The 24,520-nt window shown below is 73.0% G+C and carries 24 protein-coding genes; 13 read left to right on the forward strand and 11 right to left on the reverse strand.

The genetic code is table 11. The features are described 5' to 3' along the window. Positions 1–1,255 precede the first annotated feature (1,255 nt). Complete coding sequence (locus ACFYOB_RS35210; protein WP_388567366.1) at positions 1,256–1,732, forward strand: hypothetical protein; 477 nt, start codon at positions 1,256–1,258, stop codon at positions 1,730–1,732. Between the two features lie 17 nt (positions 1,733–1,749). Here the strand turns inward: ACFYOB_RS35210 and ACFYOB_RS35215 are convergent, their stop codons facing one another. Both ACFYOB_RS35215 and ACFYOB_RS35220 read right to left on the reverse strand, forming a co-directional pair. Beyond that, positions 1,750–2,148 (reverse strand): hypothetical protein, encoded by a 399-nt coding sequence (locus ACFYOB_RS35215; RefSeq protein ID WP_388567368.1) that lies wholly within the window; start codon positions 2,146–2,148, stop codon positions 1,750–1,752. Between the two features lie 14 nt (positions 2,149–2,162). Beyond that, on the reverse strand, positions 2,163–2,570 hold the full coding sequence (locus ACFYOB_RS35220) for a DUF6325 family protein (protein ID WP_388567370.1): 408 nt from the start codon (positions 2,568–2,570) through the stop codon (positions 2,163–2,165). 94 nt (positions 2,571–2,664) lie between these two features. Here ACFYOB_RS35220 and ACFYOB_RS35225 point away from each other — a divergent pair, with 94 nt between their 5' ends. Next, positions 2,665–4,065 carry an FtsW/RodA/SpoVE family cell cycle protein gene (locus tag ACFYOB_RS35225; protein WP_388567372.1) on the forward strand — a complete coding sequence of 467 codons (1,401 nt, stop codon included), beginning with the start codon at positions 2,665–2,667 and terminating at the stop codon, positions 4,063–4,065. Next, complete coding sequence (locus ACFYOB_RS35230; protein WP_388567375.1) at positions 4,062–5,522, forward strand: penicillin-binding transpeptidase domain-containing protein; 1,461 nt, start codon at positions 4,062–4,064, stop codon at positions 5,520–5,522. Before ACFYOB_RS35225 ends, ACFYOB_RS35230 begins: the two co-directional genes overlap by 4 nt. Positions 5,523–5,684: 162 nt before the next feature. On the opposite strand, the gene ACFYOB_RS35235 is transcribed toward ACFYOB_RS35230, so the two are convergent. Next, the gene (locus tag ACFYOB_RS35235) at positions 5,685–6,809 is read right to left on the reverse strand and encodes a ferritin-like domain-containing protein (RefSeq protein WP_388567378.1); all 1,125 of its coding nucleotides are present in this window, start codon (positions 6,807–6,809) and stop codon (positions 5,685–5,687) included. A gap of 169 nt (positions 6,810–6,978) precedes the next feature. Between ACFYOB_RS35235 and ACFYOB_RS35240 the strand changes: the two genes are divergently transcribed. From ACFYOB_RS35240 to ACFYOB_RS35250, 3 genes are read left to right on the forward strand one after another with little or no spacing between them, the layout of a single operon-like run. Next, complete coding sequence (locus ACFYOB_RS35240) at positions 6,979–7,908, forward strand: diiron oxygenase (RefSeq protein ID WP_388567381.1); 930 nt, start codon at positions 6,979–6,981, stop codon at positions 7,906–7,908. A gap of 22 nt (positions 7,909–7,930) precedes the next feature. Next, entirely contained in the window at positions 7,931–8,644 is a 714-nt protein-coding gene (locus ACFYOB_RS35245) for a TetR/AcrR family transcriptional regulator (RefSeq protein ID WP_388567383.1), read from the forward strand. 10 nt (positions 8,645–8,654) lie between these two features. Then, positions 8,655–8,924 (forward strand): hypothetical protein, encoded by a 270-nt coding sequence (locus tag ACFYOB_RS35250; protein ID WP_388567385.1) that lies wholly within the window; start codon positions 8,655–8,657, stop codon positions 8,922–8,924. Positions 8,925–9,010: 86 nt separating this feature from the next. Here ACFYOB_RS35250 and ACFYOB_RS35255 read toward each other — a convergent pair whose 3' ends face one another. From ACFYOB_RS35255 to ACFYOB_RS35265, 3 genes are all read right to left on the reverse strand, one after another. Beyond that, positions 9,011–10,249: an ATP-binding protein gene (locus tag ACFYOB_RS35255; protein WP_388567388.1), complete on the reverse strand. Its 1,239-nt coding sequence runs from the start codon at positions 10,247–10,249 to the stop codon at positions 9,011–9,013. Continuing rightward, positions 10,246–11,001, reverse strand: coding sequence for a hypothetical protein (locus ACFYOB_RS35260; RefSeq protein ID WP_388567390.1), 756 nt, complete (start codon positions 10,999–11,001; stop codon positions 10,246–10,248). The genes ACFYOB_RS35255 and ACFYOB_RS35260 overlap by 4 nt, the downstream gene beginning before the upstream one ends. A gap of 111 nt (positions 11,002–11,112) precedes the next feature. Next, positions 11,113–11,742: a hypothetical protein gene (locus tag ACFYOB_RS35265; protein ID WP_388567393.1), complete on the reverse strand. Its 630-nt coding sequence runs from the start codon at positions 11,740–11,742 to the stop codon at positions 11,113–11,115. A 185-nt stretch (positions 11,743–11,927) separates the two neighbouring features. Between ACFYOB_RS35265 and ACFYOB_RS35270 the strand changes: the two genes are divergently transcribed. Further along, positions 11,928–12,788, forward strand: coding sequence for a nuclease-related domain-containing protein (locus tag ACFYOB_RS35270; RefSeq protein ID WP_388567396.1), 861 nt, complete (start codon positions 11,928–11,930; stop codon positions 12,786–12,788). 72 nt (positions 12,789–12,860) lie between these two features. Here ACFYOB_RS35270 and ACFYOB_RS35275 read toward each other — a convergent pair whose 3' ends face one another. Further along, positions 12,861–13,958, reverse strand: coding sequence for a Ku protein (locus ACFYOB_RS35275; protein ID WP_388567399.1), 1,098 nt, complete (start codon positions 13,956–13,958; stop codon positions 12,861–12,863). 31 nt (positions 13,959–13,989) lie between these two features. Between ACFYOB_RS35275 and ligD the strand changes: the two genes are divergently transcribed. Beyond that, positions 13,990–14,895: a non-homologous end-joining DNA ligase gene (gene ligD / locus ACFYOB_RS35280; RefSeq protein ID WP_388567402.1), complete on the forward strand. Its 906-nt coding sequence runs from the start codon at positions 13,990–13,992 to the stop codon at positions 14,893–14,895. Next, positions 14,895–15,779 carry an ATP-dependent DNA ligase gene (locus ACFYOB_RS35285; RefSeq protein ID WP_388567533.1) on the forward strand — a complete coding sequence of 295 codons (885 nt, stop codon included), beginning with the start codon at positions 14,895–14,897 and terminating at the stop codon, positions 15,777–15,779. The genes ligD and ACFYOB_RS35285 overlap by 1 nt, the downstream gene beginning before the upstream one ends. A 44-nt stretch (positions 15,780–15,823) precedes the next feature. Here the strand turns inward: ACFYOB_RS35285 and ACFYOB_RS35290 are convergent, their stop codons facing one another. Next, complete coding sequence (locus tag ACFYOB_RS35290) at positions 15,824–16,219, reverse strand: DUF6479 family protein (protein ID WP_388567404.1); 396 nt, start codon at positions 16,217–16,219, stop codon at positions 15,824–15,826. 113 nt (positions 16,220–16,332) lie between these two features. Between ACFYOB_RS35290 and ACFYOB_RS35295 the strand changes: the two genes are divergently transcribed. Further along, complete coding sequence (locus ACFYOB_RS35295; RefSeq protein ID WP_388567407.1) at positions 16,333–16,656, forward strand: plasmid stabilization protein; 324 nt, start codon at positions 16,333–16,335, stop codon at positions 16,654–16,656. Positions 16,657–16,744: 88 nt separating this feature from the next. Here the strand turns inward: ACFYOB_RS35295 and ACFYOB_RS35300 are convergent, their stop codons facing one another. From ACFYOB_RS35300 to ACFYOB_RS35310, 3 genes are all read right to left on the reverse strand, one after another. Beyond that, positions 16,745–17,233, reverse strand: coding sequence for a hypothetical protein (locus ACFYOB_RS35300; protein WP_388567410.1), 489 nt, complete (start codon positions 17,231–17,233; stop codon positions 16,745–16,747). 26 nt (positions 17,234–17,259) lie between these two features. Further along, on the reverse strand, positions 17,260–18,477 hold the full coding sequence (locus tag ACFYOB_RS35305) for a DUF6745 domain-containing protein (RefSeq protein ID WP_388567413.1): 1,218 nt from the start codon (positions 18,475–18,477) through the stop codon (positions 17,260–17,262). A 144-nt stretch (positions 18,478–18,621) separates the two neighbouring features. Continuing rightward, positions 18,622–19,605 carry an XdhC family protein gene (locus tag ACFYOB_RS35310; protein ID WP_388567415.1) on the reverse strand — a complete coding sequence of 328 codons (984 nt, stop codon included), beginning with the start codon at positions 19,603–19,605 and terminating at the stop codon, positions 18,622–18,624. Between the two features lie 297 nt (positions 19,606–19,902). On the opposite strand from ACFYOB_RS35310, the gene ACFYOB_RS35315 reads away from it, so the two are divergent. The 3 genes from ACFYOB_RS35315 to ACFYOB_RS35325 are packed head-to-tail and all read left to right on the forward strand — an operon-like array spanning position 19,903 to position 24,361. Beyond that, positions 19,903–22,290, forward strand: coding sequence for an AAA family ATPase (locus ACFYOB_RS35315; protein ID WP_388567418.1), 2,388 nt, complete (start codon positions 19,903–19,905; stop codon positions 22,288–22,290). Continuing rightward, positions 22,287–22,697, forward strand: coding sequence for a hypothetical protein (locus ACFYOB_RS35320; RefSeq protein WP_388567421.1), 411 nt, complete (start codon positions 22,287–22,289; stop codon positions 22,695–22,697). Before ACFYOB_RS35315 ends, ACFYOB_RS35320 begins: the two co-directional genes overlap by 4 nt. A 26-nt stretch (positions 22,698–22,723) precedes the next feature. Next, on the forward strand, positions 22,724–24,361 hold the full coding sequence (locus ACFYOB_RS35325; protein ID WP_388567424.1) for a hypothetical protein: 1,638 nt from the start codon (positions 22,724–22,726) through the stop codon (positions 24,359–24,361). Positions 24,362–24,520: the final 159 nt, after the last annotated feature.

Below are 24,520 nucleotides of genomic sequence, written 5' to 3' on the forward strand. Positions count from 1 at the left end.
TCAAGGGCGCTCCCTCCGGTCGCGTCGCTGCGCGATGGCCTTCGGCCACCCTTGACCGACCGGCCCGACCCGGAAACTTCGAGGACAGACGGGAAGCCCCCAAAAGAACGGTCACCGGTGTCCGAGAGGCCATGCGGGCCCATCAGGGATGCGGGTGCCCGTTCCCCGAGGGGTCAGCCAGGCCGCATCACCGAGCCCGGCCAGGGTCGGGGGCGCGGCCACGGCCCTATCCGCACCGGGCAGCGCCCAGAAGCGCATCTGGGTCGGGGGGCGCCCCCAATCGCTACGCGCTCCTCATGTCTCGGCGTCCGGCGCCCGTCCGGGGCTGGGAATAGGCCGCCACCGATTGCTACGCAGCTGGGGGTGGGCGGGCGGCGACCGGCTCGGCATGTGGCTGGGCATGGGCCGCCTCGGAGTGTGCGTGTGGGCGCGCTTGGCTGGCGTCTGCGGGCCGCCGGAAGCGCCCCATCGGCGCGAGATCGGGGGCGCCGGCGGTCGTCTGCGGGCGGTCGTGGGCGCGGAATCCGGTCTGGTGGGTGGGAATCCGGTCTGTTGGAGTGCGGTGCCGGATTTTTCGGGCTCTCACTCCGGGAAGTGATCCACTAACCCTCAACTCGCCGCCAAATAGGGACAAACGACCCGCAGTCGCATGCTCGGAGACGTAGGCGGGGATCGTGGGCGGCTTATGTCCGGCCCCGGACGGCCGTCGGACGCTGAGAGGTGAGGAGCGCGTAGCGATCTGAGGCGCCTGGCCGCCTGGCCGACTCTGATGGGCTTCTGGGCGCTGCTTGGTGTGGGCTGGGCCGGGGAAACGGGCACCCGCGTCCCTGATGACCCCGATTCGCTCCTGTCCCCCGTGACCGTTCTTTTGGGGGGTTCCCGTCTGTCCTCGAAGTTTCCGGGTCGGGCCGGTCGGTCAAGGGTGGCCGAAGGCCATCGCGCAGCGACGCGACGAAGGAGCGCCCTTGAGGGACCGGCCCGGCCCGGAAGACGATGGGACGGACGGGAAACCTCCAGCCCTTCTCTGATCCCGCCCAAGGGCAGCAGCCCGCCGAAGCCACCGGGCCACGTCCGCGATGCCGCCCGGTTAAGGCCCCCCGCCCCCCGAAGTCACTGCCCGCCTCCCTGATGCCGCCCGGCTGAGGTCCCGCCCCCCGAAGCCACCGACCGCCCCCACCCCCACTGTGACCGCCCTGTTGCCGGAACTGTGGGCTCCGTCATAGCCGGTGTGATTCCGGCTTGGTGGACTCGGCGGATGGCGCTCCTGCTTCTGCTGCTCATTCCGGCCGGGCTGGTCGCGGCCTTCGGGTTCTTCGGCTACGGCCTCGTCACCCTCGGCCGGATCGGGCGGCGGCGTACCGGACCGCCGGTGTGGCAGCGGGGCCTCGCCGCTCTCCTGGCCGGTGTCGCCGCCGCCTTCTACACCTGGGGCCTGCTGCACGTAGCCGGTGCGGTGGTGGACGCGGAAGACGGCGGCACCGATTCCTCGCCGCTCCGGCCCTGTCGGACGCCGGGTCAGTGGGAGCGGGCGCTGACGGTCGTCGACTACACCGTGGACTACGTGCCCCTCCGCTTCGTCTGCGAGACGACGGGCGGCGGGCGGTACGCCGCCGAGTCCGTACCCGGCTACGTCAACCCGGCCGTGCTCGGCTTCGCGTTGGCCGCCGCCGTGTGCGCCGGCGCCGCGGCCGTCGGATCGGAACGCCGCGCCCGGGAGGACCCGGCCGCGTGATGCGGGCCCCTGTGCCGTCAGCCGCGCAGGAGCCGGCTCTTGGCCGCCGTGAACTCCTCCGGGGTCAGCAGGCCTTCCCTGGTCAGGTCGGCCAGTTGCCGTAGCTCCGCCACCAGGCCCGCCGGGGGAGTGGGTCCCCCCGGGGGCGTACCCACCGGGGGACCGGCCTCCGGCTCCCGCTCCGGCTCCACCTGCTCCTCCACCCGCTCCGGCTCCCACGCCTCCGGTTCCGGCTCCGCCTCCACCGCCTCCACCGCCTCCACCGGCTCCACCGCCCCCGCCGGTGTCCAGCGGACCCCGTGCCGTGGCTCGTCCGCCCTCACCGTGCCCTCCGTCGCGCCCATCGCGCGCGCCAGCAGGCCCCGCAGCAGCGGGCGGCCCGCCGGGCGGTCCGCGGAGCGTACCGTCGCTCCCACCGGCCGGATGAACATCAGGCCACGCCCATCCGGGGATCGGACGGGATCCGGTCCGCCGGGATGCGGACCGAACCCACGATCCGGCCGCCCGCCGCCCGTACGGCGATCGCCGCGTCCTCGGCCCACAGGTGTTCGACCACCAGCAGCAGTGCGCAGCTCCCGCGCTCCAGCAGCCCCGCCGACTCCTGTACGTCCTCCGGCCCGATCAGCCGTGCCACGTCCCGGCCCGTCAGCAGGCCCCGTAGCTCCACGAACTCGTCGAACTCGGCGGCCAGGACCTCCCCCGCCGCCGTCCTCGTGACCACGAGCCCGTCGATCAGCCGGACCACCCCGGTCTTGCGCAGCCCCATCACGGCCTCGACCGCCGGCACCCGAAGCTGCTCCTCCGGGAAGGCGAGGACGATGAATTCCACAGGTCCCATAAGGCTCGGCTCCGCTTCCGACCGTTTGCGATGACTCCTCGGCACACTAGGGCATAAGCGGACATATCATCCGGCTGCTTGCTACGTTTCGCGTATGACCGCTCTGACGGCAGAGGTGGCGGAGCCCGCCCCGCCCCCGCCCCCCGACGCCCGCGCCCCGGGGCGCCGTGGCGTCGAGCTGACGCTCCTCGCCGGCGCCGTCCTGATCTCCGTCCTCGGCCACCTCTACGTCGGCCTCGCCACCACCGGCCACATCCCGCGCCCCGCCGCGCACTACGCCGGCGGCCTCGCCGCGGCCGCCCTGCTCGCGCATGTCGCCGTACGCCTGCGCGCCCCGTACGCCGACCCCCTCGTGCTGCCGATCGCCGTACTGCTCAACGGACTCGGCCTCGTCCTGATCCAGCGCCTCGACGCGACCACCCCCACCCACCTCACCGCCGACGACCAACTCCTCTGGTCCGCCCTCGGGATGGGGCTCTTCGTCCTCGTCGTCGCGGCGCTGCGCGACCACCGCACGCTCCAGCGCTACGCGTACCTCTCCGTCACCGCCGCCCTCGGGCTGATGCTCGTCCCCGTCTTCTTCCCGGCGGTCAACGGCGCCCACATCTGGATCCGTTTCGGCGGACTCTCCTTCCAGCCGGGGGAGTTCGCCAAGATCCTGCTCGCCGTCTTCTTCGCCTCCTACCTCGCCGCGAACCGCACCGCCCTCGCCCTCACCGGCCGCCGCCTCTTCTGGAAGCTGCGCCTGCTTCCCGGCCGAGTCCTCGGCCCGATCCTCACGATCTGGCTGCTCAGCGTCGGCGTGCTGGTCCTGGAGCGCGACCTCGGGACCTCGCTGCTCTTCTTCGGACTGTTCGTGATCATGCTGTTCACCGCCACCGGCCGGATCGGCTGGATCGCGATCGGGCTGCTGCTCGCCGCCCTCGGCGCGTACGCCGTCGGGACCTTCGAACCGCACGTGAACAGTCGCGTGGACGACTGGCTGAACCCCTTCGCGTCCATCGAGCGCGGCGAGGGCCCCGGTCAGCTCGCCCAGTCCCTCTTCGCCTTCGCCGCCGGCGGCCTGCTCGGCGCCGGGCTCGGCCACGGCCAGTCCTTCCTCATCGGCTTCGCCGCCAAGTCCGACTTCATCCTCGCCACCGCCGGCGAGGAGCTCGGCCTCGTCGGCCTCGCCGCGATCCTGCTCCTCTACGGGCTCCTCGTCGCCCGCGGCTTCCGCGCCGGGCTCGTGCTGCGCGACCCCTTCGGCCGGCTGCTCGCCACCGGTCTCGCCTCGATCGTCGCGCTCCAGGTGTTCGTCATCGCGGGCGGAGTCACCGGGCTCATCCCGCTGACCGGCATGGCCATGCCCTTCCTCGCCCAGGGCGGCTCCTCCGTCGTCACGAACTGGATCATCGTCGCCCTGCTGGTCCGGCTCAGCGACAGCGCGCGCAGACCGCGCCCCGCGCAGCAGGCCGCGGGCCCGCAGAGCGCCCGCCCGGAGGCCGCCGCGTGATCCGCTACATCCGCTGGTGCGCGTACTTCTGCGCCCTCTTGCTCGTCGCCCTGCTGGTCAACATCGGGCGCGTGCAGGTCTGGGAGGCCGCCGCCTACGGGGCGAACCCGGCCAACAAGCGCTCCGCCATCGAGCGCTACGCGCAGCCGCGCGGGAACATCCTGGTCGACGGGCGTCCCGTCACCGGCTCCCGCGACAGCGGCCAACTGCTGCGCTACGAGCGGACGTACGCGAACGGCCCGCTGTACGCGCCCGTCACCGGTTTCTCCTCGCAGACGTACGGGACCAGCTTCGTCGAGCGCGCCGAGGACGCGATCCTCTCGGGCACCGACCCCGGGCTCTCGGCGTTCCCCCTCTGGTACGACCTCGCCCGCGGCCGTCCGGCCGGCGGTAACGCGGTTATCACCATCCGGGCGGGCGTGCAGCAGGCCGCGTACGCCGGGCTCGCGGGCAAGCGCGGCGCGGTGGCCGCCGTGGAGCCGGCCACCGGGAAGATCCTCGCGCTGGTCAGCAGCCCTTCGTACGATCCCTCCGTGCTCTCCGGTACGGGCGCGCGGGTCAAGGAGGCCTGGGCCCAGCTGAACGCGGACCCGGCCCGGCCGATGCTCAACCGGGCGCTGCGCGAGACCTACCCGCCCGGCTCCACCTTCAAGATCGTGACGGCGGCGGCCGCCCTCGACGCGGGCGTGGTCTCCGATGTGGACGCCCCGACCCAGACCCCCGACCCGTACCCGCTGCCGGGTACCAAGACCCTGCTGCCGAACGCGGCCACGGGCTGCCAGGACGCCTCGATGGCGGAGGCGGTGCAGTGGTCCTGCAACACGGTGATGGCGAAGATCGGAGTGCGGGTCGGGCTGCGCCGGATGGTGGCGGCGGCGGAGCGGTTCGGCTTCAACGGCGGCGGGCTGCGGGTGCCTTCGTGGGTGTCCCGGTCGAACTTCGACACCGACATGAGCCAGGACCAGCTGGCCCTGTCCTCGATCGGGCAGTTCAACACGAGGGCGACGCCGCTGCAGATGGCGATGGTGGCGGCGGCGGTCGCGGGGGGCGGGGAGCTGAAGCTCCCGTACCTGGTGGAGCGGACGACGCAGGACGACGGATCGCCGGTGCGGCGCGGCGACCGGCGCAGCCTGGGCCGGGCCATGAATCCGGCCACCGCGCTGCGGCTGCAGGAGCTGATGGTGAAGGTGGTGGAGAACGGGACGGGGAAGAACGCGGCGATCCCGGGCGCGGTGGTGGGCGGCAAGACCGGCACCGCGCAGCACGGCGTGGGCAACGCGGGGACCCCGTACGCGTGGTTCATCTCCTGGGCCAAGGCCGACGGGGCGCCGCTGCCGGGGGTCGCGGTGGCGGTGGTGGTCGAGGACGCGGCGGCGGACCGAGGCGACATCAGCGGGAACCTGGCCGCCGCGCCGATCGCGCGGGCGGTGATGGAGGCGGCGCTGTCCGAGCGCTGAAGCGGGGGTGGACCTCCGGAGGAAGCGGCGGTCAGGCCCTAACTTGATCTCGCCGCGTTGTCGGAACGCCCGAACACGCCCAGTATGGGGGCGCCCCTCCGCCTTGCGATGCACCGCATCCGACGCCGTGCGCCGACCCCCCTGGGGATTTCGGGACAGCCCTTAGGCGGCCCCGTCGGCAATCGCGGCCGCGACCTCCGCCACCCGCTCCGATTCCTCGGCCGCGAACCGCTCGCGGTCGAGGGCCTCGGCGATCTCCTCGTCCTCGCGCATCAGCAGGTCCAGATTCGAGTCGCCCATCTCGAAGACGCCCATCTCTAGGTACGCCTTCTGCAGCCGCTCGCCCCACAGCCCGATGTCCTTCACGCAGGGCACGATCCGGCTGAACAGCAGCTTGCGGAAGAGTGCCAGGAACTCCGACTGCTCGCTGAACTGCTCCGCCTCCTTCTTCGGGATGCCGAAGTTCTCCAGCACCTCCACCCCGCGCAGCCGGTCCCGCATCAGGTAGCAGCCCTCGATCACGAACTCCTCGCGCTCGCGCAGTTCGGCGTCGGTGAGCTGCTTGTAGTAATCCCGCAGCGCCATCCGCCCGAAGGCCACGTGCCGCGCCTCGTCCTGCATCACGTACGCCAGGATCTGCTTCGGCAGCGGCTTGTCGGTCGTGTCGCGGATCATCCCGAAGGCGGCCAGCGCCAGCCCCTCGATGAGCACCTGCATGCCCAGGTAGGGCATGTCCCAGCGGGAGTCGCGCAGGGTGTCGCCCAGCAGCCCCTGGAGGCTGTTGTTGATCGGGTACAGCATCCCGACCTTCTCGTGCAGGAAGCGCCCGAAGATCTCGGCGTGCCGGGCCTCGTCCATGGTCTGCGTGGCGGAGTAGAACTTCGCGTCGAGGTCCGGCACCGACTCCACGATGCGCGCCGCGCACACCATCGCGCCCTGTTCACCGTGCAGGAACTGGCTGAACTGCCAGGAGGCGTAGTGCCGGCGCAGCTCGCCCTTGTCCTGCTCGGTGAGCTTGGCCCAGTGCCGCGTCCCGTACAGCGTCAGTGCCTCGTCCGGGGCGCCCAGCGGGTCGTACGGGTCCACCTCGATGTCCCAGGAGATGCGCTTGGCGCCGTCCCACTGCTTGTCCTTGCCCTTCTGGTAGAGCGCGAGGAGCCGCTCGCGGCCCGAGCCGTTCTCTTGGCCGACATACATGGCCTCCCAGCTGAAGCGGGCCGAGCCGGTGGCGGGGACCTGCCAGACGCCCTCGCCAGGGTCCTTGGTGTAGAGCTCGTGCGTCGACATTGACGCCTCCTCGCCTCACGTACTTGCGTACAGGACTGGACAGTTGGCAGCGTCACACGTTGGTAGACGCGCGGTCAACAAGTCGTGCGCGAGGGATTGACGACCTTGCTGACAGGCAGTCTCATAAGCAATGACCGCCGGTAACCCAACGAGCGAGGTATCCGAAGCCATGACGACCGTGACCGATCGAACCGCGCTGAGGGACGCACTCGGCCTGCTCAAGGACCGCGAGCAGATCGCCGAACGGCTGCTCGAATCCTCCGCCAAGCACTCCTTCGACCCCGACAAGGAACTCGACTGGGACGCCCCGATGGTCGAGGGCAAGTACTACTGGCCCCCGGAGCTGCTGTCCCTCTACGACACCCCGCTCTGGAAGAAGATGGGCGAGGAGCAGCGCATCGACCTCTCCCGCCACGAGGCGGCGGCGCTCGGCTCGCTCGGCATCTGGTTCGAGATCATCCTCATGCAGCTCCTCGTCCGCCACATCTACGACAAGTCCCTGACCAGCAACCACGTGCGCTACGCGCTCACCGAGATCGCCGACGAGTGCCGCCACTCGATGATGTTCGCCCGCATGATCCAGAAGGCCGGCGCCCCGGCGTACCCGGTCTCCCGCGTCAACCACAACCTCGCCCGCATCCTCAAGACGGTCTCCACCACCCCCGGCTCCTTCGCCTGCACCCTCCTCGGCGAGGAGATCCTCGACTGGATGCAGCGCCTGACCTTCCCGGACGAGCGCGTCCAGCCCCTCGTCCGCGGCGTGACCCGCATCCACGTCATCGAGGAGGCCCGGCACGTCCGGTACGCCCGCGAGGAACTGCGCCGCCAGATGCTGACGGCCCCGCGCTGGGAACAGGAACTCACCCGGATCAGCTGCGGCGAGGCGGCCCGCGTCTTCTCCCTCGCCTTCGTCAACCCGGCCGTCTACGAGAACATCGGCCTGGACCGCCGCGAAGCCGTCGCCCAGGTCAAGGCGAGCGGCCACCGCCGCGAGGTCATGCAGACCGGCGCCAAGCGGCTCACCGATTTCCTGGACGACATCGGCGTCCTGCGCGGCGCCGGCCGCCGGCTGTGGAAGAGCTCGGGCCTCCTGGCGTAGGAAGGTCGTCTACGCTGCGGGCATGACCGTACGCGCCTACCGCAGACTGAGCGTCGAGGAGCGGCGAGCCCAACTCCTCGACGCCGCCCTGTCGTTGTTCGCGCACCGGGCGCCGGAGGAGGTCTCGCTCGACGACGTCGCCGAGGCGGCCGGGGTCTCGCGCCCCCTCGTCTACCGGTACTTCCCGGGCGGCAAGCAGCAGCTCTACGAGGCCGCCCTGCGCTCGGCGGCGGACGTCCTCGAACTGTGCTTCGCGGAACCCCAGGAAGGCCCCCTGACCCAGCGGCTCACCCGGGCCCTGGACCGGTACCTGGCCTTCGTCGACGAACACGACGCCGGCTTCGCGGCCCTCCTCCAGGGCGGCAGCGTCGTGGAGACCTCGCGCACCACCGCGACGGTCGACGGCATCCGCCGCGCGGCGGCCGAACAGATCCTCTTCCACCTGTCCGTGCCCGCCCCCGGGCCGCGGCTGCGCATGATGGTCCGCACGTGGATCACGGCCGTCGAGGCCGCCTCCCTCATCTGGATCGACGAGGGCAAGCAGCCGGAGGTCGACTCCCTGCGGGACTGGCTGGTGGACCAGTTCATCGCGCTGCTGACCGCCACCGCGGCCACGGACCCGGAGACGGCCGCCGCGGCCCGCGCCGCCCTGGCCCTGGAATCGGCGGACGGCCCGGTCGGCGTCCTGGCCCGCCGCGTCATCCCGGTGGTCTCCGAGGCCGCCCACCTGCTGTGACACTGGTGGGGTGAAAAGCGAACCGACCCCCTTCGAGGGCGGCCCGATGGACGGCCGGGTCCTCCCGATCCTCCTCGGCCCGACCGGACACCCCCCGAAGTGGTACGAGATCCCGGTCCCGGCAGCCGACGGCGGAGCCCCGACGGTCCTCCTGTACGAGCGCGTCCCGGCGGGCTACTCCAAGCGCCTGGGCCTCCAGAAGGGCTGGAAGTACACCTTCGCCCCCTCGGGCCAGAAACCCAAGGTCCGCTGGCCCTGGACCAAGTCCCCCCGCCCGTAGCCGCTGCGCCTCCGGGGCGCCGCCACCGCTTCCCGCCGCGCGGGGGCGGGCACCGTGCGGGTGTCCGCCCCACTCGTCCACGACTCCTACGCGTCCGGAAGCGACAGCACCGCCAGCGCCCCGCCCCCCTCCGCCCGCCGGAACTCCAGCCGTGCCCCGATCGCCTCCGCCTGCCCTGCGGCGATCGTCAGGCCCAGTCCGTGCCCCTTCGACTTCCCCCCGGTGCGGAACCGCTGCGGACCGTGCGCCAGCAGGTAGTCGGGGAACCCGTCCCCGTGGTCCCGTACCGTCACCACCGGCCCGTCCACCGTCAGGACCACCGGCTCCCGCCCGTGCTTGTGCGCGTTGGCCACCAGGTTCCCGAGCACCCGCTCCAGCCTCCGCCGGTCCGTCTCCACGTGCGCGTCCCGGACGACCACGACCTCCGTCCGCGTCCCCGACGCCCGCACCACCCGCCCAGCCAGCCGCCCCAGCTGGTGCAGATCGGTCTCCACCGCCTCGCTGCCCGAGTCCAGCCGCGAGATCTCCAGCAGGTCCTCCGTCAGCTGCCGCATCGTCCGCACCCGCTCCCGCACCAGCTCCGTCGGCCGCCCCTCCGGCAACAGCTCCGACGCCGCCTGCAACCCGGTCAGCGGCGTACGCAGCTCATGTGCCACGTCCGCCGTGAACCGCCGCTCGCCCTCCAGCTTCGCCTGCAGGGTCGCCGCCATCGTGTCCAGCGCCCCGGCCACCGTCGCCACCTCGTCCTGGTGCCGTGAGGGGTCCTTCGTGCGGGGATCGCCCACCCGTGCGTCCAGGTCGCCCTGCGTGATCTGCCGGGCCACCGTCGCCGTCTGGTGCAGCCGCCGCGTCACCCGCGTCACCGCGAACGCGCCGACCAGCAGCGTCCCGCCGATCGCCAGGACCGACGACCCGATGATCGCGTTGTCCAGCCCGTTGATCGTGCGCGCGCTCTGCTCGTAGTCGACGACGGTGGCCAGCGCCCGCCCGTCCGCCGGCGCCGCCGCCCACATCGTCGGTCGGCCCCGGTGGTCGGCCAGGACCGTCCCGCGGTACCCGCTGACCGCCAGCGCCCGCAACTGCGGCGGCAGCCCTACGGGATCCAGCCCCGACTCCGGCGGCAGCGCCTCGCCGGCCTCGTACGCCTGCGAGGCGTCGTGCAGCTTGGCGAGCGTCTTCTCGCGCGCCGCGGCCACGGTCTGGCGGGTCACCTCGACGTGTACGAGTGCCCCCAGCGCGGCCGCCAGCGAGCAGCACATCACCACGATGAAGCACGCCGCCTTCCAGGTCAGCGTCGCCGTCCAGGCGGGCAGCCGGGGCCTCACGGCGTGCCCTGCCCGCCCGTGCCCGGCCCGGACGGACTCGCCGGGCCCTGCGGACTGCCCGGCACCCGTACGATCTGCTCGCGCGTCGGCAGCATGGTGAGCTGCTTCTCGTCCCAGGACCAGGCGGTGATCAGCTCGTAGCCGTTGTTCCCGCTGGGCGCGCGAAGGATCACGTCACGCCCGGCCAGGTCCACCGCGATGACGGTCTGCGTGGTCGCCATGATCCGGTTGAGCCGGCCGTGCTCGTCCGCCGTGTACACCCGTACCGACATCATCTTGTCCGGGAACTCGATGCCGACGATCAGCTCGTCCTTGCCGTTGCCCGTGAGGTCCCGGTAGTACGGTGCCAGCACCGGGCACGCCTCGGGTTCCGCGTCCTGCGTGCCGCAGTCCTTGATCGCGGCCGCGGTCCCGGGAGGCATCCCGTCCGCGCCGACGTCCGCCTTCGGATGGGCCCGCAGCTCCGCCTGGACGATGGCCACCGGGTCGATGCCGTGCACGTCCTGGCCCCGGACGGGCGGGATCCCCTTGACGTACTCGGGCGGGGCGCCGCCCGGATCGGCCGGCGGTACGACGGCGCCCTGACGGTCGGGCCAGAGATGTACGGGCCCGCTCGCGGTCGGCGCCCTGCCCGCGCCGGCCAGGTCGCCGCCGTCGCCGCACCCCGCCAGCAGGGTCACCAGGGCGAGCACCGTGAGTGCCGGTGCGGCGGAGGCGGTGGCGGTGGACGAGCGGAAGGAAAGCGTTTTCACGGACCCCGACGTCCTCCTGTCCGCGCGGTGCGAGATCGATCTCGTCAACCCTATGCAGAGGTATGCCCTTTTCGCTTGCGGCTTTCCCCGGCCTGCGGACGGCGCCCCGCCTCAGCTCTCGGTCCGCCCGCGCCGCAGCATCGCGAAGCCGAGCCCGGCGGCGCCGACGGCCGCGATACCGCCGCCCGCGGCGAGCAGCAGCACGCCCTCGCCGGGTCCGTCGGCCAGGGTGTTCAGGCGCCGCACCCCGGCCGGGCCGGCCGCCACGGCCTCGCTGCCGCCGCCAGCCCCCTTCGGCGCCGACGCGGGGACGACCTGCCCGCTGCGAGTGCCCGTCTTGTGGCCCTCGCCGCCGACGGCGTGCGCTACGGCCCCGGCGGGAGCGCCGCCGACCCAGGACGTCAGCCGCCCGTCGGAATCCAGCGAGGCGTGCAGTTCCCCGGCGCCGCCGAAGCCCGTGGCGCCGTCACGGCTGGTCAGGGTGGTGGCCTTGTAGCCCTCGGCGGTCAGGATGTCCGCCTGGTACGCGCCGTCGGCGATGCGGTAGACCTTCGCCGTGGAGGTGCCGTCCGCGAGGGCGAGGCTCTTGACCAGAACCCCCCGCGGGCCCGCGGAGTGCGCTGCCGAGGCCGCGGGCACACCCTCGGCCAGAGCGGAGGCGGTGGGCAGCGCCAGCAGACTTCCGGCGCATGCGGTCACGGCGGCGGCGCGAACGGTAGTGCGGCGGCTGACGGTGCTCACGGGAAGCCCTTCGGTGCTGTTCAGAGCCTGGCGGGTCCAGGTGCGACCAACTTAGGGGGCGGCCGTTGCGGCATCGCCCCGTTCGTGTAACAGCGGTGTCGCAGGGTCACGTCGGAGTCGTTACACAACCGGGGGATTGCCGTGCGGCGTCCCGGCTGCTCCCATGGAGCGCGGGGGTGAGGGCGATGAGGGGACTCAAGGTACTGCCGAGCGGCCGGCCCGGCCGCGGCCGGCTGTACGTCAACCTGCCCGACGGGCGGGCGGTGGCCTGGTACGACCGGCAGGCGAACCGGATCAGCGTACTCGCGGACGACCATCGGGAGGCGGTCCTGGCGGTGTTACGGCCCTACCTCAGCGGCACGGTCTCCATCGGGCCGCCCCCCGTACCCACGGCCGCCGACCTGGCCGGCCTCGCCCTCCCGCCGGACGCGGACCTGGCTCCCAACCGCCCCGGCGAGGCCCTGCTGGGGGAGCTGGAACACGGCCCGGCGGGCAGCCGGACCCGGCACCGGCTGCGCCAGGACCTGGCGGCCCAGCAGCGGATGGGCGACGTCTGCGACGTCCTGGAGGCGCAGGGCTGGCGGATCCTGCACTGCGTCCCGCTCCCGGGAACGGGACGCATCGACCACCTGCTCATCGGGCCGCCGGGGATCTTCTGCGTCCGTTCGGTCCCGGGCCGCCGCCAGCGTGCGGTGGTCGGAGACCTGCTGGTCACGGTCGGCCGCGCGGAACCCCGCCCGGACCCGCGCTGGGCCCGTCGCGCGGCGGCCCGCGCCACCCTCGCCCTGACGGCCCAGGTCACCCCCGCCCTGGCGGTGGCCGACGCCTCCCGCGTCGAGGTGGCCCCCACCGTCCGCGACATCCGGATCCTGCAGCCCCCGACGGCCGCCGCGGACCTCAGCGGATCCGAGGTCGCCCTCAAACCCCCGGACATCGAGGCCCTGTTCACGCTCGCCCGCGACGCGAGAACGTGGCTGGGCAGGTCCGGCCGCGGCACCGGCGGCATCGGCGGGATAGGCATTGGCGGCGTCGGCGTCGGCGGCTGAGGCCGGGAAGCCGGGGGCGCCGGGTGGCCGGGTGAGGGTAGCGACGCAGGGCCCCGCCCGGCCCCTGCCCGGTCAGGCGGAGGCCCGCTTCCGGGGAGCCGCCTTCTTCGTGGCCGCAGCCGTCTTCTTCGCGGCCGCCGAAGTGGACTTGGTCGCCGTCGACTTGGCCGTCTTGGCCGTCTTGGCGGCCTTGGCGGTCTTGGCTGCCGACTTCGTCGTCTTCGTGGCCTTGGCGGCGCCCGTGGTCTTCTTCGTCGCGCCGGAGGCCGTCTTCTTCGCCGAAGCCGCCGTCGACTTCTTCCCGCCCACCGACTTCGGCGCGGCGGCCGCCGCCTTGCGCCGGATCGGCGTCACCTCGGCCTCCCCCCCGGCGCCGGCCGCGGCACTCTCGCCCCGCGAGGCCTTGGCCTCCTTCACGCTCTTCTCCAGCGCCGCCATCAGATCGATCACCTTGCCCCCGGCCGGTTCCACGACGGCCTCGGCCGGCTCGAACGCCCCACCCGCCTTCGCCGCGATCATCGCCTCCACGGCGTCCCGGTAGTCGTCGTGCAGCGAGGACATCTCCACCTCGCCGAGCGTCGCCATCAGCGCGTCCGCCAGGTCGAGTTCGGCCTCCCGTACGGACACGTCCGCCTCCGGCGCCACTCCCTCCGGCGCCCGGATCTCGTCCGGCCACAGCAGCCCGTGCATCGCGATCACGTCGTCGACGACCCGCAGCATGCCCAGCCGCTCCCGCCCGCGCAGCGCGTACTTGGCGATCGCGACCTTCCGGCTCCGCTTCAGGGCCTCCCGCAGCAGCGTGTAGGGCTTCGCCGCCGTCGCCCCGTTCGCCGCGAGGTAGTACGCCGCGTCCATCTGCAGGGGATCGATCTCCTCCGCCGGTACGAACGACATGATCTCGATCGTCCTGGCCGTCGCGATCGGCAGCTGCCCCAGGTCCTCATCGGTGATCGGGATGACCGACCCGTCGGCCTCCTCGTACCCCTTGCCGATCTCGGCGCCCGGCACCTCCTCGCCGTCCAGCTCGCACACCTTGCGGTAGCGGATCCGCCCGCCGTCGGCGAGATGGATCTGCCGGAAGGAGATCGAGTGGCTCTCGGTGGCGTTCACGAGCTTGATCGGGATGCTGACCAGGCCGAAGGAGATCGCCCCATTCCAAATGGATCGCACGGTTCCTCCTGATTCGTGGCAGTCTCATCGTATGACGCCGATCACATTGGTGGAGGGCCGTCGCATCACGCTCAGCAACCTCGACAAGGTCCTGTATCCGGAGACCGGCTTCACCAAAGGCGAGGTGCTCCACTACTACGCCACCGTCGCGGGCTCCCTCCTCGCCCACATCCACGACCGGCCGGTGTCCTTCCTGCGCTATCCCGACGGTCCGGACGGCCAGCTCTTCTTCACCAAGAACCCGCCGCCCGGCACGCCCGCCTGGGTGAAGACCACGCCCGTCCCCCGTTCCGAGGACCTCTCCGCCGAACAGGTGGTCGTCGCGGACATGGCCACCCTCATGTGGTCCGCCAACCTCGTCGTGGAGTTCCACACCCCCCAGTGGCCCGCCGGCGCCCCCGCGGTCGCCGACCGGATGGTCCTCGACCTCGACCCCGGCGCGCCCGCCTCCGTCGTCGAGTGCTGCGCCGCCGCGCTCTGGCTGCGCGACCGGCTCGCCGTCGACGGCCTGCACGCCTACGCCAAGACCTCCGGCTCCAAGGGCATGCACCTGGCCGTGCCCCTGGAGCCGACCCCGTCCGCGCAGGTGTCGGCGTACGCGAAGCTCCTCGCCCAGGAGGCCGAGCGCCAGCACCCCGACCTGATCGTCCACCGCATGGCCAAGGCCCTGCGCCCCGGCAAGGTCTTCGTCGACCACAGCCAGAACGCCGCCGCCAAGACCACCGCCGCCCCCTACACGCTGCGCGCGAGGGCCCGCCCGACCGTGTCCGCGCCGGTGTCCTGGGAGGAGGTGGCGGCCTGCCGGACCCCCGCCGACCTGGTCTTCCTCGCCGACGACATCGGGCCGCGGCTGGAGCGCGACGGGGACATCTTCGGCCCGATGCTCAACCCCGCCCTGGCTGGCCGGCTGCCCGGAGTGCGGGGAGGCGGGCCGTGATCCTGGTCGCGCTGGCCGCCGCCGTACGGACCCTGCCGCGCGGGGCGGGCCTGGCGTACGAGCCGAAGTTCGACGGGCACCGCCTGGTCGTCGTGCGCTCCGAGGCGGACGTGGTGCTGCAGGCGCGCTCCGGCCGGATCGTGACGAGCGCCTTCCCCGATCTGGCCGCGGCCGCGACCCAGTTGCCCGCCGGAACGGTCCTGGACGGCGAGGTGGTGGTCTGGCACGCGGGCCGGACGGACTTCGCGCTGGTGCAGCGGCGGGCGGCGGCCACGCCCGCGCGGGCCGCCGTACTGGCCCAGAGCCTGCCGGCCTCGTACGCCGCCTTCGACGTACTGGAACTGGCCGGGCTCGACCTGCGCGGGCGTCCGTACGAGCGCCGTCGCGCGCTCCTGGTCGACCTGCTGCTGCCGCTCGGGCCGCCGCTGCAGCCGGTGCCCATGACGACCGACCCGGAACTGGCCGCCACCTGGTACGAGACCCTGCCCGCCAGCGGTGTCGAGGGTCTGGTCATCAAGCGGCTCGACCAGACCTACCCGGCCGGGCGGCGCGGCTGGCAGAAGCTGCGGCACACGGACGTCCGCGACGCGGCGGTGGTCGGCTACACCGGCACCCCGCGCCGCCCGCTCGCCCTGGTGCTCGTGCTGCCGGTCGGGGACGAGACCCCGACGGTGTCGAGCCCGCTGACGGCGGCCCTGCGGGCGGAGGTGGCGGCGGCCGTGGCCGACCGCGCGCAGGCGGCCGGGCCCGGGGCGACCGTCACCGCTATCGGCCTCGGCGAGATTCCCTACCGCCCGCTGGACCCGCCGCTGACCGCGGAGGTCCGCCACGCCTCGGCCCGGCACCCGCCGCCGGAGGTGCTGCGGCTGCGGACAGACCTCTGAACCGCGCGGGAGGCGCGGTTCAGAGGATGGGTGAGGTGAGGCTGTCAGCTGTGGGCGCCGCGACCCGCGTTCGGGGGAGCCCCGGGCTGTGGATGCGGACCAGGGCCTTCCACGCGCTTGTAGCCGGACTCGCGTTCCGCCCGGACGTCGTCCGGGTGGCCGGAGGTCGTGGAGCCGAAGTTCCCGTAGCCCTGCATCTCGTGCGGTCTCAGGCCGCCCTCGGGGATCTCCACCGGGTCCCGCTCCTCGCGGACCTCGTGTACGGCTCCGCCGTTCGGCAGGTGGGGCTGGCTCTCGGGAGTGGGCGGCGGGGGCTCCTTCGCCCGGACCCGCTGGCCCAGCTTGAAGCCGGCGAGAAGGAAGCCGACGACGGCTATCCCGACGACCGCGAACCATGCGATGTCGGTCAAGGTCGTGTCCACGCTCAGGATCATGTCCATGAAGCCCATTTTCCCGCATTTCGGCACTAAATGCGCTGTTCGGTAGGGGATACCTTGCGCCATGCGGGGTACGCGCCCCCCTGTGGAAGCCCGAGCGGAGAAGGAGGCCGGTCATGCCCCGCGGATCTTCCCCCAAGCGCGAACGCCAGTACGAGCACATCAAGGAGAGCGTCGAGCAGCGCGGCGAGTCCGAGAAGAAGGCCGAGGAGATCGCCGCCAGGACGGTCAACAAGGAACGCGCCCGGGCCGGCGAATCCAAGACCGCGAGCAAGGAATCCCTGGAGGACATGTCCTCGTCCCGGCGCGGCGGCCTGCGCTCCCACTCCGGCGCGCAGGGCCCCACGTACGACCAGCTCTACGCGGAGGCCCGGCGCCGCAACGTCCACGGGCGGTCGGACATGAACAAGGCGCAGCTCAAGCGCGCCCTGGGCGACTGAGGCCGGCCGGTCTTACTGAGGCCGGCCGGTCCCGGGTCAGTGCTGAGGCCGGCCGGTCCCAGTCCGTACTGAGGCCGGCCGGTCCCGGTCAGTCGCAGACGAACTGGTTCCCCCCGCGGAACAGCTGGGACCGCAGCCGGCCCGGCGCCGCTCCCAGCGCCCGCTCCCGCTGCCGCCGCACCAGGTAGCGCCCGGGCGCGATGCCCGTGGCGCCGTGCTCCGGGTGGATCAGGTAGGCGATCGCGGTCGCCTCCAGCGCGCCGATCGCCAGCCCGGTCGGGTCCGTGACGTCGTCCGTCCAACGGCACTGCTGCGGATCGGCGACCAACGTGTGCGGGTTCCCGCCCGCCGTGCTGCGCAGCAGCTCGATCCCCTCGGGCGGTACGTCCTGCCACCTCGGATCGGGGGACCAACTGCGCCCCAGACCCACATGCCCCAGCATCCCCATCGGCACCAGCAGCAGGTCGCCCTGCGCCTGCATCCCGTCGACCACCGGAACCGCCATCTCGCGCGCGAGGTGCTCCAGCACGTCGAGCCCGGTCCGTTCCGTCAGTTCCCCGAGCGTCACCACATGCATCACCCTTTCCTCCTCGTCGTGAACCGTCATGTCCTGCGCACGAGTTGTGCGTACTGCTGCCCGCTCACGCCGTACGTCCAGCCGGCCGCGTCGAGCGGATCGTCGAGATGGGCGGGGACCCCGAGCCCGTAGCGCCGCCGCAGGCCGTCCGGCTCCACGGAGCCGTTGACGGTGAGCAGCAGTCGCCCGGGCCGCCCCCACACCCCGGCCGGTACGTCGTACAGGCTCAGCCGGAACCCGGGATTGCCGGGATCGTCGGCCGTCCCGACGAGTTCCAGCCCGGCCTGTTCCACGTACGCTCCCCAGCCGATGCGCTCGATGGCGCTGCGGCGCACCTCGATGTTGGGCTCGGCGTGGATCCGTTCGACGGTCGGCCCGGTCACCACCCACTGCGGCACCACGGTCCCGTGCAGCGCGTGCACCGTGCTGCCGTCCGCGAACCGCACGGCGGGCCCGTCGTCCCGGTGCAGCCGGATCTCCCCGTTCACCGCCGGGGGAGCCGGCTCCGTGCGCACGACGGTGGGCCGCTCGGCCATCACGCACCGCCCCGGCGCCGCCCACCACCACCCGGTGGCGCGGGCGAGCCGCGCCCACAGGCGCAGTTCGGCGGCGTCCCGGGACCGGTACCGGGCGGCCCCGACCCGCGCGCAGACGTCGTAATAGCCGACCCAGTGCGCGTCGTGCTGCCCGTACCAGGTCATCAGCCCGGACACGGACCCCACGCGATGGCGCACGGCGGCCCTCACGGCGTCAGCGACCGAGGCCTTCAGCGCGTCCCTCACCGCGGTGCGCAGCACCCGCTGCACCGGCAATCCGGCGGCCACCGCCTCCTCGGCGGCAGTCCCGGGCGGCAGCGGCCCGCGGTGCGACCAGGGTGGCGTCCACGGCTCGGTCACGGCCTCGCCCAGCCGGTGCCGCAGAGCGGACTCCATGCGGGCGAGCCGCTCCGGCAACGGCGAGGCCCGGGCGCTCTGCGGCCGATCGGCATGCCGCAACGACCCGGCCCGGAAGCCGGGTTCGTCCCGTACGGCATCAAGGGCGGCGGCGGGGGAGGCCACCCATTCGAAGCGCGGCGGAGCCTCACCGAGCAGTCGGTAGATCTCCCCGACCGCGTCCTCGGCGTCCGCCCGCTCGGCCGGCCGGGCGCTCAGCCCGTACGCCAGCCACTCGTCCCGCAGCGCGCACGCCTCGCGCACGCGCTCGTACTCGTCTGCGTACTCGTACGCGAACTCCCGGGCGCTCACAGGCGCCCGGCGGAGCCCGCCTTTCCATCTACGAAGGTCATGCGGGGGAGCGTGCCAGCCGCCGCGCCCCCCATCAACTCCTTTTCCGCCGGAGCGAGTCCGCCCGGGCGCGAACCCCAGGGCGAATCCGCCTGGCGGGCCGGTTCATCCCCTCAGCGGGCTGTCGGAGTCACGCAGCGCCGGGGTCGCCCGGCCGCTCAGCACCCCGAGGATCTCCGCGCAGATGGCCAGGGCCGTCTCGGGCGGCGTCTTCGCGCCCAGGTCCAGCCCGATCGGCCCGTGCACCAGGGCCAGCCGGGCCTCGCTCACCCCGGCGGCGATCAGCCCTTCCCGGCGCCGCGTCGTGGTCCGCCGCGACCCCAGCGCCCCGACGTAGGGGATCCGCAGCTCCAGCGCCTTGCGCAGCGTCGGGACGTCGAAGTCCGGCTCATGGCTGAGCATGACCAGGCAGGCGGCGTCCCGGTGGTCCGCGAGCACCTTCGCGGCGTCCGCCGCGGAGTCCACCAGCCGCGTGTCCCAGCCCAGCAGGGCGGCCTGCCGCTCGATGATCCCGGCGAGCTCGCCGCCGCCGCCGATGACCACGTACGGGGCCGACGGGTACGCCTCGACGAGCACCAGGCCGGTCTCCCCGTACAGCGCGTCCCGCCCGGGCCGCCGGGTGCCCAGCAGTTCCCCGGCCCGCCGCCCGGCATCGTCCCGCGGGGTGTCCGTGGCCCGTACGACCTCACTGACGGCCTGATCGGCGGCCTCGTTCAACCGGGTCACCAACGCCACCCCCGCCCCCTCGCCGAGCAGCTCCCACCACTCGGCCGGGATCGCCGTCAGCGGCTGCAGCAGCACCTCGGCCTGCCCGCCGCAGGTCAGCTTCGCCTCCGCGGCCTCCGCCGCGCGCACGGACACCTCGCACACCCGCGCGGTGGTCCCGGCCGCCATGGCCCCTGCCTCGGCGGCCAGCTCGGCGTCGAAGACGCCCCGGTACAGGGCCCCGACGCACTCCCCGCGCGCGTCGACGAGCAACGCCCCGGCCGGATCCCGCGGTCCGAACCCCTGCTCGGTCACGGGCCGGGCCAGATACCCCGCCCGCCCCTCGGCCACCCACTGCCGCGCCGTCTCCACCAGCTCACGCATCCGCGCCGCCCCATCCCTATGCGAGCTCACTCCCCGCAAAGCACCAGGTCAACGGCACTATGCGGCCTCACCGCCCACCCTACGCACGCTCCCCACCCCCACCCACCCCCCAAACCCACAGACCCACCCCCACCCCCTCGTACGGACCACCGGAACCGCAGCACCGGGGCACGGGCGGACCGAGCCGCAGGACCGGTGACCTGGCTGGACGGTTCCGCCTCCCGGGGGCGGCGGACTCGGGCAACATGGGCGAACAGCTCGATCAGCGCCGCCCCCGTGCCACCGCAAGGAGCCGCCGTGAGTGACCGTCCCCACCCCTCCCTCCGCGACTTGGTACTCGGCCGCCTCGCCGTCTCCGGGCTGGACCCCGCGGCGCGGGACCTGGTGGCCGAGCTGCTGCCCGAGCCGCGGGCCAGAAGTGCCGGGCGGGCGGGGCCGGTCTACCTGCGGTCGATCTCGGCGGCCGGCTGGCGCGGCATCGGACCGGCCGCCACGCTGGACCTCACACCCGGCCCCGGCCTCACCGTGGTCGCAGGCCGCAACGGTTCGGGGAAGTCGAGCTTCGCCGAGGCCGCCGAGATGGTGCTCACCGGAGACAACTTCCGCTGGCAGGACCGTACTCAGGTCTGGAAGCAGGGCTGGCGCAACCTGCACGACCACACGGCTCCGCAGGTGTCGGTGCGGCTGTGCCTCGACGGCGAGAGCGATCCGCTGACCGTCCGCAGGAGTTGGCACGGGGACGGCCTGGAAGACTCCCGGACGGTCCTCCAGCGGCCCGGCGGCCCCGAACAGGACCCGCGCGAGGTCATCGACGCCGAGGACCTGGCGCTCTACCGGCCGTTCCTCTCGTACAGCGAGCTCGGCGCGATGATCAACGGGCGGATGAGCGCCCTGCACGACGCGCTCGCGCAGATCCTCGGCCTGGACCTGCTCGGCGACGCCGACAACGAAGCCCGCGCCCGCGCGAAGAAACTCACCGACACCGTCACGGGAGCCGGTGACCTGATCCGCGCCGTGAGCGCCGAACTCTCACAGTCGGACGACCCGCGGGCCGCCGAGGCCGTGGCGGCGCTGAGCGGACGCCGGCCGGACCTCGACCGGTTACGCGGGCTGCTGAAGGGCCAGGTCGCGACCGACGGCACCGAGCTGGCCCGCCTGCGCCGCCTCGCCGGCCTCGAAGGACCCGACCCGCGCGAGGCCGCGGTCGCGGCAGCCCGGCTCCGGGAGGCCGCCGCCGTTGCCGAGGACGCGCGTTTCACCACCGCCGAGGACGCCCGACAGCTGATCGGACTGCTGGAGCGCGCCCTGGACCACCGCCGCCGCCACCCGCGGTCCGCCGACTGCCCCGTGTGCGGCGGCGAAAGCCGCCTCGACGAGGACTGGTCCGTGCACGCCCGGGACCAGGTCGAACGGCTCCGGCGGGAGGCGGCCGAGGCGCAGACCGCCCGTGAGGACCTGGCGGCCGCGGTGCGAGCCGTACACGACCTGGTGCAGCCGGTTCCGGGCTGGCTCCAGGGCGACGCTTCGCCCCTCACCTCCCTCTGGTACGAATGGGCCGCCTGCCGGGGCCTCGCCGATCCACATGAACTCGCGGACCGGACCGAGCGCGTGGCGGCCGCGCTGGCCGACGCCTGCCGACAGCTGAGCGAGGAGGCCGCGGACCGGATCGCAGAGCAGGACGGCCGGTGGCAGCCCCTTGCCCTGCGCCTCGCCGAATGCCTCCGCGAGGCGGAGAGGGCGGAGGCCGCCCGTCCGCTCGTCAAGCAGATCAAGGACGGCCGGGCGTGGCTGAGGAAGGTCACCGACGAACTGCGAGAGGAACGGCTCCGGCCCTTCGCCGACCAGTCGCAGACCATCTGGAAACTGCTGTGCGAACGCAGCAGCGTCTCGCTCGGCCCGATCAGCCTCGCGGGCACCGCCAACGCGCGCAAGGTCGTCCTCGACGCCTCCGTGGACACGATCGACGCGCCCGCCTTCGGCGTGATGAGCCAGGGCGAACTCCACTCGCTCGCGCTCTCCCTGTTCCTCCCGCGCGCCACGCACCGCGGCAGCCCCTTCGGCTTCCTCGTGATCGACGACCCCGTACAGTCCATGGACCCGGAGAAGGTCGAAGGGCTCGCCCGCGTCCTCCAACTCCACTCCCAGCACCGCCAAGTGGTCGTCTTCACCCACGACACCCGCCTCCAGCAGGCCATCCACCGGCTGCGCGTCCCCGCGACGATCATGCAGGTCTCCCGGCAGACCGACTCCGTCGTACGGGTCACCCGGACCGACGACCCCGTCACCCTCGCGCTCGGCGAGGCCCGGGCCGTGGCCAGTGACCGCAACGTGCCGCAGGACGTCGCCGACCGGGTGCTGCCCCAGATGTGCCGGGGAGCGCTGGAAGCGGCGTACCTGGAGCCCGCGCGGCGCCGGCTGCGGGCCGACGGCCACAGCCACGACGACGTCGAGGCGAGGATCGCCAGGACGCACAAGCTCACCGAGCTGGCCGCCCTCGCCTTCTACGACAGCGCGATGGCACCGGCCGAGGTGCTCGCCGCGGTCGCCCAGGACCACGGGCCGTGGGCGCGCACCCTGATCGAGCGGTGCAACGCGGGCGCCCACCAGGCTCCCGCCCCGTCCGCCGCCCCCATGGACCTGGTCCGCGAGACCGAGCGCCTCGCCAGGGCGGTGCAGCGCCGGTGACCCGCTCCCCCCACGACCTCGTGGCCGCCGCCGACCGCCTCCTCACGCCCCCGCCCGGCACCCTGACCACGCTCACGCCGGGACTGCGCGCCCGCGCCGCGGCCGCACTGCTGCGCCTCGCCCTGGACGAGGCCATGGACGACTTCTGGCGGAGCGTCAGCCCGCGCATGGTCCACAGCAGGGGCCGCACCAAGGCGCTCTGCCTGGACTGGTACGTGAGCCCCTCGGTGGCCCGCCAGTGGTACGTCGTCTGGTCGGCCCTCAGCGCCGCCTGCCACCACCACACCTACGAACTGCCCCCCACCCCGGCCGAGGTGCGGGCGTGGCACGCGGACGTCGCGGAACTCCTGCGATCGATGCCGCCCGCTCCCGATTCCGCTTCAGCTCCGGCTCCCAGCAGGCCGTGACCCCCGTACGGAAGGAACCGCGCCACGTGGACACCCGCCGCTACCGCATGGTCGTCACCAGCGGACTCGACTACGTAGGAACCGGAGCCCAGGTCGACGACCGGCTGCGGAGCTGGCTGAAGGAACCGCCGAAGACGTACGACATCGACGCGTTCGCCGAAGGGCGCAACGAGATAGCCCGCGGTGTGACCCTCGACCACGACTCCGCGACCGGGACGTCAGGAGCCTACGGACGCTGGCGGCTCCGCGAGACCACCCCCGACGGCACCTGGCAGACGACCGTGGTGATCCGCCAGACCGGAGCCGGACCGACCTGGGTCCAGCTGGACGTGGAGCACCTCCCCGACGACCCCGACGCGCTCCCCGTACCGGCCAAGACGCCGCGGCTCGCCGGGAGCCTGCTCGACGTACTCCAGGCGCGCGACGGGCTCGCCGACGTGACGCGGATGCCGCAGGTCATCGAGGTCGACGACGTCGACTGCGTCATAGACGAGCTGTGCGACGACGGGCGGCGCCTGCCCGTCGTCGTGGCCAGCACCCCTAACGGCGTGGACTTCGAAGCCTGGCTGGAACGCACCGTGGACCCGCTCGTCCGCCCGCTGGCCGGCCTGGCCATCCTCTACGTCCTCGCGCCCGAGGCCGAGCCGCACTTCAACCGGGCCCTGGAGTACCACCAGGTCTTCGCCGGCGGGATCCGCACCTACCTGCCGGGAGTGGACCCGGCCTGGGCGGCCGACGGCCAGCGCCACCGCGTGATGTCCCGCAGGGCCGTCGTCGAGAGCCCGCAGCGGGCCCGCCGCCTCCTCGCCCAGCTCCCGCAGAGTCTGGCGACGCACGCCCCGCTGCCGACGGAACTCGACTCCGTCCCCGTCCTGCGTGCCCGGACCAAGGAAGGCGTCGGGACGTCCGAGCTGCAGCGGCTGAGGGACGAGAACCACGCCCTCTTCGAAATCCTGGAGGAGGCGGGACGCGAACAGAGGGTCCGGGCGGACGAGATCCGCGACCTGAAGCAGGAACTGCAGCAGGCACGGCGGGGCGAGTCGATGCTGGCCGTCGAGTACGACGATCAGTACCGGGAGCTCCAGGGTGCCAAGGCCCAGGTGCGGGTGCTCCAGAACCGGCTCCTCGTACTCAACGCCGGCGAGGCCGCGTACGCACCGGTCGAACCCGGCCCCGCGGAACCCGCGTCCTTCGCCGAGATCCTCGGCCGGATCGACGCGATGCCCCACGTCCACTTCACCGGCGCCCGCAAGGTCACCCTGGAACTGGACGACCAGGCGTACGGCTCGTCCTGGGGGCGCATGACCTGGGACGCCCTGCTGGCGCTCCGGGACTACGCCGACGCCGCGGCCGGCGGGGAGACCTCGCGGGACTTCAAGCAGTGGTGCGAGGACGTGCCCGACGGCAAGCACGCCATCTCGCCGCGGAAGATCGTGCGGGACGAGTCGAAGTCGGTGAAGACCAAGACCGACTGGCGCAGGGAACGGACCTTCCCCGTGCCGGTGGACGTCGACCCCACCCGCAAGGTCTTCATGGGCGCGCACATCAGGATCGGCGGCGGCAACACGGTAGCCCCGCGCCTGCACTACTACGACGCTTCCTGCACCACCCACGGCATCTTCATCGGCTACATAGGCCCGCACCTCACCAACACACTCACCTGACGGCCCCGACGGCGCGCTCCCGCTGCGTGTGCTCGTCGACGCTCTCGATGAGTTCACGCAGGGACCAGGGCGCGCCGCGCCTGCGTGGTGGGCCCGACGGCGCGATCGAACAAGCTCAAGGTGCGGCCCAGTTGCCAGGTCGACGACCCCGCCCAGCCG

This window comes from Streptomyces sp. NPDC006463, from assembly GCF_042870715.1.
In the GTDB taxonomy this organism is placed as follows: domain Bacteria; phylum Actinomycetota; class Actinomycetes; order Streptomycetales; family Streptomycetaceae; genus Streptomyces.